This window comes from Puniceicoccus vermicola (genome assembly GCF_014230055.1).
Taxonomy (GTDB): domain Bacteria; phylum Verrucomicrobiota; class Verrucomicrobiia; order Opitutales; family Puniceicoccaceae; genus Puniceicoccus; species Puniceicoccus vermicola.
Window position 1 is genome coordinate 1 of the sequence record NZ_JACHVA010000111.1, and the last position, 12,803, is coordinate 12,803.

General features: G+C 49.0%; 8 protein-coding genes. 4 read left to right on the forward strand and 4 right to left on the reverse strand.

The genetic code is table 11. From position 1 onward, the window contains the following. The 3 genes from H5P30_RS14385 to H5P30_RS14395 form a co-directional block, all read left to right on the forward strand. The coding region (locus H5P30_RS14385; protein WP_185693618.1) for an IS5 family transposase at positions 1 to 752 on the forward strand (752 nt) is incomplete at its 5' end. A gap of 213 nt (positions 753 to 965) precedes the next feature. Further along, positions 966 to 4,136, forward strand: a complete 3,171-nt coding sequence (locus H5P30_RS14390; protein WP_185693619.1) for a hypothetical protein — start codon at positions 966 to 968, stop codon at positions 4,134 to 4,136. Positions 4,137 to 4,144: 8 nt separating this feature from the next. Continuing rightward, positions 4,145 to 4,855: a hypothetical protein gene (locus H5P30_RS14395; protein ID WP_185693620.1), complete on the forward strand. Its 711-nt coding sequence runs from the start codon at positions 4,145 to 4,147 to the stop codon at positions 4,853 to 4,855. 24 nt (positions 4,856 to 4,879) lie between these two features. Here H5P30_RS14395 and H5P30_RS14400 read toward each other — a convergent pair whose 3' ends face one another. Together H5P30_RS14400 and H5P30_RS14405 are read right to left on the reverse strand one after the other, a co-directional pair. Beyond that, positions 4,880 to 6,346: an arylsulfatase gene (locus H5P30_RS14400; RefSeq protein ID WP_185693621.1), complete on the reverse strand. Its 1,467-nt coding sequence runs from the start codon at positions 6,344 to 6,346 to the stop codon at positions 4,880 to 4,882. Next, a complete protein-coding gene (locus H5P30_RS14405; protein WP_221774374.1) occupies positions 6,343 to 7,578 on the reverse strand; it encodes a glycoside hydrolase family 130 protein in 1,236 nt (411 codons plus the stop codon). Before H5P30_RS14405 ends, H5P30_RS14400 begins: the two co-directional genes overlap by 4 nt. Before the next feature lie 795 nt (positions 7,579 to 8,373). On the opposite strand from H5P30_RS14405, the gene H5P30_RS14410 reads away from it, so the two are divergent. Continuing rightward, a complete protein-coding gene (locus H5P30_RS14410) occupies positions 8,374 to 8,847 on the forward strand; it encodes a glycoside hydrolase family protein (protein ID WP_185693622.1) in 474 nt (157 codons plus the stop codon). 16 nt (positions 8,848 to 8,863) lie between these two features. On the opposite strand, the gene H5P30_RS14415 is transcribed toward H5P30_RS14410, so the two are convergent. Together H5P30_RS14415 and H5P30_RS14420 are read right to left on the reverse strand one after the other, a co-directional pair. After that, positions 8,864 to 9,904 (reverse strand): LacI family DNA-binding transcriptional regulator, encoded by a 1,041-nt coding sequence (locus H5P30_RS14415; protein ID WP_185693623.1) that lies wholly within the window; start codon positions 9,902 to 9,904, stop codon positions 8,864 to 8,866. A 93-nt stretch (positions 9,905 to 9,997) separates the two neighbouring features. Continuing rightward, positions 9,998 to 12,766: a sugar-binding protein gene (locus tag H5P30_RS14420; RefSeq protein ID WP_185693624.1), complete on the reverse strand. Its 2,769-nt coding sequence runs from the start codon at positions 12,764 to 12,766 to the stop codon at positions 9,998 to 10,000. Positions 12,767 to 12,803: the final 37 nt, after the last annotated feature.

Consider the following 12,803-nt stretch of genomic DNA (forward strand, 5'->3'; position numbering starts at 1 on the left):
AAAAAATTAACAACCTATATCGCACTGAGGTAGGAAGCCACCGAGGGCGTCCGGTTGGAAACCTTGACGCTACGCTCAATGGGATTTGGTGGATATTGTGCACGGGCTCGATTTGGAATCAGTTGCCTGAACGTTATGGAAAATGGAACAGTGTTTGGCGGTGTTTTCGCCGCTGGTGTGGTTCAGGCATGTGGGGATGGATTCTGCAGAATCTTACGGAACAGCACTCTGACTACGAAATCGCCTTGATGCTGGACGGCTCCCATATCAAGGCTCATCAGGACGCTTCCCGGAGTCCCTTAGATTCTGAACAACAAAAACTTGGAAAAACCAAAGGTGGCAGAAATACAAAACTCTCTGCTGTGGTAAATCTTGCCGGAAGAGCCGTTTCCCTTGTCTTGGTTCCCGGCAATGAACACGACAGTGTCAGTGCCATCGAAACCCTTCCCAAGAACTTGAAAGCCAAGTTCGTTCTCGCCGACAAGGCCTATGATGCCAACCGCATCAGAAGTCATATTGAATCGGCGGGAGGGTTCTGCGTCATCCCTCCTAAAGCGAATCGAAAAGAGACGATCTCTTACGACAAGGAAATCGGTAGGCTTCGAAGAATCGTCGAAAACTTCTTCTGCAGAATAAAATCATACAGAAGAGTCGCTACACGATACGAGCAACTCCCCAAAACCTTCCTCGGATTCGTAACTCTCTCTGCAATAGTAGATTGGATTAAATTTGAATTTGTCCACGCGGCCTAGAAGCCCTGCAAATCTGGAAAGAGTCTAACCAGTTAGTGTAAGCCGAGATACAGTTAAACGGGGCGTATCGAAACATCGATACGCCCCGTTTGATTTACTGTTAAAGTATATTATCTACTTACAGTCAATTGACCCTGATTGAAAGTATCACTTTTATTGTGATCGGCTATAAGCCCCCCTATTTTAACCATTTCCTACAAGCCGAGCCAAGCTATGTCTGAGATTAAACGCCCCCTTTCGACACATTCTAAATCACGGAATACCGCTGGCTTTGCATTGGTCATCTCCCTGTCTTTGATGGCGTTCATCCTCCTTCTCTTGCTGACTCTGACAACTATGACCAAAGTGGAGCAACAAAGTAGTTCCACTTTATCCCGCACATTATCTGCCAAACAAAATGCCCTATTGGGCTTACATATTGCGCTCGGCGAACTGCAACAATCCGCTGGCGCCGACGCCGTCGCGACGGGGCCGATATCGGTTGATTCGACATTAAGCCCACACGCTGATAAGCGATACTGGACCGCTGTTTGGGCAAATGCAGGCTCCTATGATAGCAGCCGCAATCTGACCAGCTATTCACCATCTTTACAGAAAATCTTAGTATCAGGCGATGATCAGAGTCTCATCTCGGACATTGCCAACTCGGCCACTCCCGATTGGCCGATTCTAGTAGGGAGCGACACAGTGAATGATCCAAGCGATCGAGTCAGTGCCCCGCCAGTCACGATCGAGAGCAACACGAATGATCAGGGCGTCTACGCTTACTGGATAAGTGACGAAGCTTCAAAGGCACGCATTGATTTATACGACGACCTCGCAACTACGCGTCCGAACGATCCACGGCGCATGCTCGTCATGCCGAGGACGGGAACTCAGTTGATGCGTGAAGATACGAGCACGGACAGTCAAGTGATTGGGACCAGATTTCCATCTGATGAGCTGACGTTGAGCAAATTTCTATCGATTGACCAGATCGACCTGAGCCCGAGCCTGAAAGATAGCTTTCGCAAAGCACATTTCCACAACCTTAGTCTGCATAGTCGAGGTGTGCTCAGCGACCAGCGGCGAGGCGGACTTCGTCAGGATCTAACCTGGATGCTGAAGAACAATGCCTTGCCCACTGGCTACCTCTACCAGGAACCGGTAGCGCTGTTAAATCGGACCTCGGTGCCTGGTCCCGCATGGAGCTTGCTTCAGGATTTTTATGATGCGTCCACCGCCCTTGAAACAACTGGCGCACTTCAACCCACAACGATGATGAGGCAAATCGGCAACTCTGCCGGTCATCGTAATGCCATCAATCCGATTCTGACACAGCTGAAGCTCTATTTTAACTTCTCATTCAGTGATCCGGATCCGGGCACCGATGGCGGGAATTTACGAATGCATATGTTCCCCTTAGTCGTTCTCTACAACCCATACAATGCGCCTCTGGCAGCTGCGGACTATCAATTTAATTTTCAGCAACACAACTCATTGGCGTCGACTGAGCTTCTGGTAAATGTGGAGACATCCAGTGGCCCCATGTCCTTTGGCGGCTATAAATTCAAAGATGGTAATAATGCTCTCTTTGACCCGAAGCCTCACAACGGCAGCAATGACTTCAGCGGAATGATATTCTTCAATGCCAGAAATCTAAGCTTCGCACCGGGTGAGGTCAAAGTCCTGACACTGGCCGACAACGGTGAATATCTCGGAAACGTCAATACATCCTTAGTCAATGCGCTAGAACCGAGACAATATAACGGCAATGAACTCGTCGAAGATTTCAACGACTTCAAAAGTGCCTACCTTGAATTTCAGGATACTTTACCGGATGGCACCACGCCCAATTTCTACGAATTCCAACTAGTCAATTCAGGCTACTTACGCTTCAAAATGCGACTGATTGAAACGACTGGTGAAAGTTACTTCAATAATTACGACGGCATTGGCTATAGTGCGGGCACAAACCCGACCTCTGCCCTGGCCGAACAGGGAGAAAATCTGGTCATTTTCCCAAAGGCCGGCTTTAGCTACAAGGTGGACGTCGATTCGATCCGATATCTTGCGAATTATAATCTTAGAGGTTCTTACGTGGTGCAAACAGGATACGATACGGACCCCAATATTCCGCCACGACTCTTTCGTGGTGCTTACGGATTGGGTGACTTTACGACTGACCACGTCGCGAATACAGGCAGCGCCTACTTTGGCATTGACCATACCAGTGCGGCACAAAATCGAGTCACACTTTTTGAGATCCCGGATGATCCGAATGATTTCATTTCCATCGGGCAATTTCAACACATCGACTTAAGCGTCCGTCCAATGAATCAATCAAGTGGCTATGACCAGACAGACCCAAATGCGCCGAGTTATACTTTGGGTAATTCGAACGGTAATCCCAGTGTTCTCAGAACGCAGACTTACTACAATGATTCGACCCAGTTCTGGTATAGTTTTAAAACAGCATTCGATACCGCTTATCGTGCCAATGAAGCTATCTGGGATGGTTACTTTCTTTCCACACTGGATCTCAACACCAACGAATCCAATCTAAATCCGGGCAACCACCGTTTTGAATTATTGCCTCCAATCGATCAGATCCCGACCACCCCCTACGGGGCCGCGGAAAACATGCTCATACTCGGTGCTTTTAATGTGAATTCAAACTCCGTCGAGGCCTGGAGAGCGCTATTAGGAGGCTTACAGGAATATACCCTGACCAAGATCGACAATAGCCAACAAAGCGATCTGGATTATCTTTTCGCACGACTGACGAAGCCGTATGGGGACGCGATTAATGACGACGATATCACCGACCCATCCAACAGTCATGTTTGGAATGGAGTTCGGGAATTGACCGAATCCGACATCATCGCACTCGCGGATGCGATCGTTGACGAAGTCGAAGCGCGCGGTCCCTTTCTTTCGCTCGCAGACTTTATCAACCGGGATTTAGTCGCAACTGGCGGACCCAATGAAGCGCATGCAGTCGCCGGAGCCCTCCAATCGGCCATCAATACCGTTAACTTGAACGCCAATCTGAACGGCCCCGCCATCACACTCCCTCCCGAAAGCAGCAATTATCCCGAACCCACCTTTTACTATGGGAATATATACGACAGCGCTCCAGCCAATATCACTCAAGCTGACTTATTAACACCGATCGCCCCCATTCTGTCCGCTCGCTCGGATACCTTCGTCATTCGCTCCTACGGCAAAGCAGTCAATCCACTGAACGAGGAATCCAATAGTCAAGCCTGGCTAGAAGCGGTCGTGCAACGTTGTCCCGATAAAGTCGACCCGTCGGAGTCGATCGAAACAGCTGCAGTCAGCACCAATTTCGGACGACAGTTTCGCATACTCAGCTTACAATGGATTGACCCCCAAATTTAAAGCATCGCATGTTTCAATCAATTAAAACAATCCCCTGCTGCTTACTCGTCAGCTTAATTCTCAATATTGGTCATGCTCAAGACGTCAGTCCGGAGAGCATCTTTCAATTATCATGGCGTGGTATTAGTGTCGGAAAAACAATCGATGATTTATATATAGGAAACCCCGAAAGCGGATTTCAGCGAGTTTACATTCCCAATGGCGCCTTCTCGGCCGAATACAGTTACCGGGGAACGGCTCCCATGTATTTCTACAGACTCTCAGAAGTCTCCGGTCGGCAGGTTCACACTCCAGTGGGTGCACTACCGATCAACAGCAACTTAAAAGGCGCTGCGCTCTTCATCAATCCAGACTCGTCAAATAAGAAAGTTACAGTGAACGCGATCCCCATCGATTGGGATAAACTAGTCAACGGTCAGACTCGATTAGTCAACCTAACTTCAGAAACGGTAGCAGGTTTTCTGGGTGGGACCCGCTTTGCGCTAGACCCGATGCAAACGGAAATCATCCCCTTTGATGCCGCAAGCAGCGGCGTAATCAAAGTGACAATTCAACTGGCCGTTCGTGAAGAAACCGGCTGGCAACCCAAACTCAACAGCACTTTCGGAGTGACAGATGATATGTGCGTCAACCTGCTGATTACGCAAAAAACGAATGGAAGCATCGAGATGATCCCTCTACGGGAAAGAAAGCAGCCGCCTCAAGACGTCCAGAACTGAGGCATCAATCGTTCTCGGTTCAATCTATGCGTTTCGCAGATGTTGTAGGATCGGTGAAACAGGTCGACCCGGCAGAAGCGCTCCATCGGCACTGACAAACCCCTCTTCCCGATGTCGAAGTGTATCCACCATCCGCTGTCTCCATACAGCGAGTCTTTCAACCGCCAGCGGGCTTGCATTCAAAGAGAGATCCTTCACTTCATTCGGGTCGTCTGAGAGATCAAACAACTGCTCACGACCGGTCCCACTGTGCCAAACATATTTTTCGCGCCCATCCGTCAACCACTGCAGCGAATAGCCAAAGAGTGTATGCTCACCGTGCAAGTATGGTCGTAGGGACGCTTGAGACTTGCCGACCACATGATTCAAAAAGCTGCGGCCATCAATCTGATCCGGCGCGGGCAAACCCGCGCAGTCCAGTAAAGTCGGGAGAAAATCCATCATTTCAACGACCGTTTCACAAACACTGCCTTTGGGATATTCGACCGACTGAGGCGGTTTCACAATTAAAGGCACCCGAGCCGATGCTTCGTAAGGATAGCCTTTGCGGTAGAGATGGTGATCCCCTAACATCTCGCCATGGTCCGAGGTAAAGACGATCCATGTATTCTCCGCCAGATCATACTCCTGAAGAATTTCAAGGAAACGATTAATCTGATGATCGATATGAGTCAGATGTCCGTAATAGCCTGCGCGGGCACGTTGCAGGATATCAGGGCGATATTTTGCCCGGAAAGCTTCGGGACTGTGAGACTGGTCGTATGGCTCATATAGATCCACCCAATCACCGACAACCGGATCAGGCATCGGAGCTTGTAGATACTGGTCCAAGGCCCATCCAGGGGGGTCATAAGGCGGATGTGGTCGATGGTAAGACATGTAGAGGAAGAAAGGACGGGATGTGTCGCGCGTATCCAAAAAATCGAGGCTACGCGAAGTTACCCAATTCGTCGGATGCAAGTATTCCTCCATCGGCCATGGTCGGGCGACGATTGAATTACAATTCACTCCATGCTCGAAATAATCGGCATTCGCCCGTCCAGTCTCTTCTCGCAACCATGCCAGGTAGTCATCGTTTTCAATTGGCTGACCATGGCGTTTACGCGCGAAATGCAAATAGCCATCATGTAGTTCAACCGACTCGAACCCCAACTGGTTACGTTCAGGAAAGGTGTGTAATTTGCCAATCGCCTTGGTCTGATAGCCACACTTCGTGAATTCACCCGGTAGCGTGATGGGATAATTCCACGGCACACCATCCTGATAGCTGACACGGCCATGATGTTCCGGTGTCAGCCCGGTCATCAGGGATGCCCTTGAAGGCACACAGGTCGGACAGGAAGCATAGGCATGTGAAAAGAGCACACCCTGCAGCGCAAGCAGATCCAGTGTAGGTGTATGCACAACGGGATGTCCTTCAATCGAAAGACAATCAGCGCGCCACTGATCGACGTGAATAAAGACGATATTGGGAGATGATGGTTTTGTCATTTTACGACCGATTCTAAGTCATTGAATAATTGTCCTTCAGCATTAAAAGCACGAATGTAATTAAGTAGTTCATCCAAATTCACGTTCGCCACTCCAGCAAAGGTATCTGCCGCACCATAGCTCATGATTAGCTGACCATTGCGGACAATTCCACCGCAGGTAAACAGGCAGGGAGTCGCAAATTTCCCGGCCAACTCCCAATCTTGAGAAGCATACATCATGCGGGTTGGGCAGCGATGCTTCACACGCATCCAATCGTCCTTACAGGACTCAAGGATCATAAATGATTGGGTGTAACCAATACGCGCATCTTGCTTGCCATGATACGGCAGTAACCACTCTCCGTCGCCAATCGGAATGGGGGTCCAACTCGCACCAATACGATCGCCTTCCCAATCAAAAATAGGCTCTGCCAAAAGTCGGTGTTCCGCTTTATCAGTCCCCAGATCCTCTAAGCAGCCTGCTGAAGCCATAAAAATAGAAGGTGCAATCTGATCATAGGCATCCCCATATAACTCCGGTTGCTTTGGACGATGTAAACTGAGATATCGATGCCGATCACCAATCTGCACCAATTCGGGGAAGATGACCACATCCCGGTTATCACCTCGCTCGGGATCTGTAATCGCGGCGACATAGCGACTTGCGGCCGCATAATCCTTTTGGATCCAGGCATCTCGATCAATCTCATACAAGACACTCACCGTTAAGTTTTCAGAGGCTGCCCGCCCAAGCCCATGACGACCGGATACAGCCCATTCAGGAGCACATTGAACCGGATCGTCTTTAATCCAATAAGCTCCCGGTGCAAAGAGACGACTGGCCGTGACCAGGTAGCATTTCCCTTCCAGCCAAAAGAGACGTGGGTCTTCAATGCACCCGTTTGAGTAATTGACCACAGGCGCTCCTGCACGACTTTGGCAAAACATGTCGGCTTCTTCGGTTGCAAGCGCTGGAGCGAGAAATGGTTGCGAAAAATCTGCCTGCCAGCTTTGACCTCCGTCTTCACTGTATGCAGAACCGAGCTGAATCGGATACGATGAAACTCCCTCCCTCTCTGCTTCTGGTCCACCGGCGCCACAAGCGCGGAAGAGCATAAAGATTTCAGAGCGCCCCGGCAACTCAACGATGGATGGGTTCAATACCATTGTGTCTGCCCAAGGCACATCCATTTGTGGTCCGAGAATCGCCTCTTTAGAATAAGAAAATACAGGTAATCGGGGATGACTCATAGAGGACAGATAATTGTAGAAGGGATTCCCCGGGACAACAGGCGCCAAACTATAATAGTAAAGGTAAAGGCATTCCTGCACCCGACAGAAGCGGTCAACTGAGTTACTTTACTGATACACCTCCCTGAAAGTGGACAACCCTACCACGTCTTTCATCTCATAGTATTTGATACCTGTCCTATGAGCCAATTAAGTCCACATACCTCGACTGTAGTCACAGCCCCCTCATCTCTTTTTTCTGACATGAAACCGGCCCCGATCAACGGAGGCCTACGTGATAAAGATTATTGGATTTGGTGCCCGACGGTATTGTCGGATAATTCCGGCACCTACCATATGTTTGCCAGCCGCTGGCCACATGGTTGCTCATTTAGCCCCCACTGGCTGACAAATTCAGAGGTGATCCATGCAACATCAACCACACCGGAGGGGCCTTATCAGTTTGAGCAAGTTATCCTGCCACCACGTGGTAACCAATTTTGGGATGGTTGCATGACACACAATCCTACGGTTCGACGCGCAAAGGATGGAACCTGGCTTTTGTTTTACACCGGAACTTGCTACGAGGGTGAACGTCCTACAGTGGCGAAACCAGCGCAAAACCAGGACCCAGGGTGTATATCCAATGAGAAGACACACGACACAAGGATCATACAGGCTCGGAAAAACCAGCGAATCGGCTTGGCAACTGCGCCGTGTCCATACGGCCCATGGACACGGAGCGAGGTGCCGATTGTGTCACCTCGCCCTGGGCGGTGGGATGCGTTTATGGCGACAAACCCGGCCCCTTGTCTAATGCCGGATGACAGCGTGCTGTTGATCTATAAATCGGCAAAAGACCAGCTGGGTCGCTTACACCTTGGTGCCTTGCGCGCCGATCACTACACAGGCCCTTATTACCGAGTATCGGAGGAGCCGATACTCGAATTCGATAATGGAGGACACATTGAAGACCCATTTATCTGGCGCGAGGATGGCCGCTTCCGTATGTTGATCAAAGATATGACAGGCTCCATAAGCGGCTGCGAAAGAGGCGGAATTGAAGGTGAATCCGAAGATGGAATCACTTGGCAACTGACCAGACGTGGCTACAACCGAGAGATTCAATGGTCTGACGGATCAAAAACCCTGCAAAACTTTGTCGAGCGCCCCAGTCTCATACTAGACACTCAGGGCAAGCCCAGTCACTTTTGTGCAGCCACAGCGATTGGTTCGGATCTGGTGCAAGGCATTACTGAATCGTGGAACATGGTCATTCCACTCGGCTAATCAATACTGAGAGGGCCTAAAGGGATCTAATTGTAGTGCCTTCAGTCCACGTTCCTTGAACCGTTGTGCCGACCTTGGCCGCTTCGATCCCACTGGATTGCTGCATGAGGAAACCATGGAGAATATCAATCAATAACTTTCCCATAAGCCGGCGATTTTGGGTAATTCCGGCAGGATTGATATGCGGCTCATCACATGCAGTTAGACTCACGTAGCCAATATCGTTTGGAATCGAATAACCGTCTTCACGAAGCCATCGATAAATCACTTCATTTTTAGAAATAACAACATCCGGTTTCGTTTGCTTCAGCCACTTAAGGAACGTTGCCTTCTTCTCGTAATCCTTAAGATACAGCATGGGCAGTCGCTTCGACTGCGGGGCATTCTTCTGCTGTTCAAACATATGAGCCGCGGCCCAATGGTATTGCACTCGCTCAGCGGCCTCGTGCGGTAAGACCAGCCCGATCCGCTCATAACCACGTTCCATCAATTTTCGCCAAACCTGAGATATATCCCATAGATAATCCGGACTAATATAGTGAAAATCGGGAAGTGAAAACGGTTGCTCAATCGTAATGGTTGAAAACTTACTCCAATCAACGTCCAGAGTTTTCTCGGGATTACATAGTGGTGCAATGACCAAGCCCCGAATTCCCCGGGAATATAGAATATCAGATAGTCGCCGGTCACTGATCGACTGTTTGACCGTCCGAAATACTTCCAATTGATAGCCATATTTCGAGCAACTCTCTCTAGCCCCATCCAACAAAAGGGAGGCTGATGCGAATTCAGCCCAATCATGCACTGCGGGCCAATTATCCAGAATGGCAATTGTCGCAAACTCCTTGCGCGAGTGACGCCGTGTTCGATAAGCGGAGAGCGCTGTCATCGCTGGGTCGGCGACATATCCCATCTCCGTCGCTTTGGACAGGATCCTCTTCCTTGTTTTGTCTGAGACACCGGGTTGATTTCTCAAGGCAAGCGAAACTGCCATCGGGCTGACCCCGATGCTTTTCGCTATATCTTTGATGCGTATGCGTTGCTCCAAACGAGCCATAGGTTACTTAAATCGGTCTGTATCAGTCAATCCACAAGCAGACGAGAATGTATAAGCTTTTATCATGAACCGTCTGATACAAACGGTCGAAATCTATCGAACTAGCTTAACCCGCCCCCAAGTGCTTGGGTCACTCGATGCTCGAGCATCACCATTCCAAATAATTTGTCGAACGCGGCGATGCCCCGCAGTGCTATCGTCAACCGCCACATCGAACATCAGCTCAAGTCCTTCTTCCGGCCGCAGATTCAAATAGTCCCAACGAACGGCCATTTCAATCGAATACCCTTTTCCATTCACGTCATCGACCAAGACGAGTTCACCCCATTCTCGGGTTTCCCCTTCAGGCAGAACAATCGCTTCAGCTAAGTTAGAATGTATCATAAACTGACGATCAGAAAGTCGACGAGCTATCACCTCCTCATCGCTGGCGGGACCAATAAAAAATTCCACACAGTCCGCATCCCAAGAACGATGGAGCGGCTGAGCATTCTGTCGTGGCGTAGTATCATTTACATGCACAAAGAAGTAGAAATACTTTTCATCCCAAGCGACCCGAAAATCAGCAAAGAATTCCGGATCTTCCACCCCATAAGTAATTCGGCTCGAACTGATCGGTTCTCCGGGGACTCCGGGCCAATCATTGATCAAGCCATCCAGTTGAACTTTACCTGGGACGTGGGGTGCTGCCACCATTTTGCTGCGATCCCGCTGATCATAGATAAAGCGAGGGTCATCAAATTGATAGGGAGCTTTTTCTCCCATCATGACCTTATAAATGTCACGGTGAGTCTGATAGGCATACTGCATCAATGTTTTGTAAGGACGATCAACAACATTGATTAAGCCTGTGTTGGCAGCTTCACCGTTCAGCTTTTGGAAAAAGCGCCCCGTCAAAGACTGGTCTAAGTAGGTGAACCACTGCTGACCAACCACATAAGGAAGTGTTGCTGCATTTTCAACATAATGCCGATAGGCCATTCCACGCTCCTCCTGACTATCTACCTCACGTCCTCCAATCGCTCCCTGAGTCGATGCCGAGAAGAACCACTCACTTAAGATCAGAGGTCGCCCACCGGTCAGTCGGTGAACACGACTCAGGAAATTAGGATCAAGACCAAATGTGTAGTAATTCACACTAATCACATCCATATATTTTCCACTCACCTCGAGCACATCACGGTTGCTACAGGTGCTGGGCATCAGCCGGTCGCCGAGTAACAGGTGGTTCGGATCATACTCCCGAAAGAGACGAGTCACAGTGCCAAAATACGCTTCAAGAAAGTGCCGCAAGTAAGCGGACATGTCACGGTAAGCCGATTCCGTTGTTGGCATCAGCTTGACATCCAGTAAGCTGTCGAAGTCCTGAAAATCATTCTCTGGCTCCCACGCCTTATTGAATGCATCGATGGTTGCATACTTTTCCCGCAGTAGCTTCACCATTTCTACCTTGGCCGGGTGGGAACCATTCAGCGCCGGCACGATCCTCGGGATATCCTGATAATTCGCCTCGTTGCCGAGGAAATAACCGATAATCAGGGGGTTCTCTGCCTCCGGCGCAACATAGCGACGAAAAGCATCCCTTAAGTTAGCCTCCACATTTTCAGCGAATGGATCGAATACAGTCGCTTTTAAGCCCGGCACTTTAGCCAGCTCACCAAAAGCAAAGGAATTGAGCATCACAGAATATGGAAACTCTTCTTCGGCATAGGCATCGGTGATCTCAGCCCAAGCACCTGCGCTGTTAAAACCAATCTTTCGCAGTCGTTTTATCGCTTCTCTGGACCAGTCCAAATAATTGAATTCTTTTTCATTCTTACGAATCCAATTAGCCCGATAAAATGAAAAATTCGATGGGTTCTGTCGAAAGAATGCCGATTTGTATTCGCTATTGAATGACGGTAACCAATCATAAATCTCTTCACGTCCGGTAACAAAGGTTGCATCGTCATGTGATTGAATTCCGCAGACACCCAATTGAAAGAACAGATTTCCTTTAGGATCGACCATGACTTTTCGCCCCTGCCACTCATCCACCCGAAAAAAACCGGTAGCTTCCAAACGGACCGCATCATCACCTCCATATACGCTGCGGTTTAACTCTGGGTAGGATTCATAATATTGACGGTCAGCTTCGATGTCGGACTTCAATTCATCGACAGATTGGACCTTATCCGAATAGTCTAATGCTTTCAATTGACCAAAAGCATCCAAAATTGCGACATCCGAATCGCTTGTGGCGCGGACCGAGGCCAATTCAATTGTAAATTCGTCCTCGTGCCCCTTTTTGAGCTGTCTTAATTCGTAAGTATACTGATAACGACTCCAACCATACTGACGATTGTCTTGTAACACCTGTAAACCTTTCGTCGTTTCAAACTGCACACCACTACCGTTCGGCGATAGTATCGAAAACGACTCTCCCATGGTTTGGTAGCGCGCTTGCTCTAACTTTTTCGGGAACAAGCGGGGTGCATCATCCCCCAAGACAAATGACCAGCCATTGCCATAAAATAAAGGCAGGAGAACTGCGATGCGAAACCCGTTGTAATTCACCTCGGGGAATTCGTTAATCTGATAGTGAAGCTCCGCGCGTGCTGCATCCAGTGAAATTTCTACTTCTGCGCCTCCTGGATATTGAATCAGTGCTGATTTGGAGTTCTGAATACTAAAGTTGCCTTCAATCCGCCCACCGGCGTTATCAATAATATAGGGACCCTCAATGTTGAAAGTCTCTACACCATCTAACTCAACTTGAATGCCATCCTGCGTTATCTCTATATAGGGTTGATCTGCAGCCGCAAGAGTCTGAATCCGAAATAGAAGTAATAGTAGGATCGTAAATAGTCTCAATGTAGACATGACTAATCTTTTTACGCATCTCCACGATACGTGTATA

Excerpts from the sequence above, each read along its gene's own strand:
- H5P30_RS14390 (WP_185693619.1), top strand. The coding sequence starts at position 966 with ATGTCTGAGATTAAACGCCCCCTTTCGACACATTCTAAATCACGGAAT.
- H5P30_RS14395 (WP_185693620.1), top strand. The coding sequence starts at position 4,145 with ATGTTTCAATCAATTAAAACAATCCCCTGCTGCTTACTCGTCAGCTTA.
- H5P30_RS14400 (WP_185693621.1), bottom strand. The coding sequence starts at position 6,346 with ATGACAAAACCATCATCTCCCAATATCGTCTTTATTCACGTCGATCAG.
- H5P30_RS14405 (WP_221774374.1), bottom strand. The coding sequence starts at position 7,578 with ATGAGTCATCCCCGATTACCTGTATTTTCTTATTCTAAAGAGGCGATT.
- H5P30_RS14410 (WP_185693622.1), top strand. The coding sequence starts at position 8,374 with ATGCCGGATGACAGCGTGCTGTTGATCTATAAATCGGCAAAAGACCAG.
- H5P30_RS14415 (WP_185693623.1), bottom strand. The coding sequence starts at position 9,904 with ATGGCTCGTTTGGAGCAACGCATACGCATCAAAGATATAGCGAAAAGC.
- H5P30_RS14420 (WP_185693624.1), bottom strand. The coding sequence starts at position 12,766 with ATGTCTACATTGAGACTATTTACGATCCTACTATTACTTCTATTTCGG.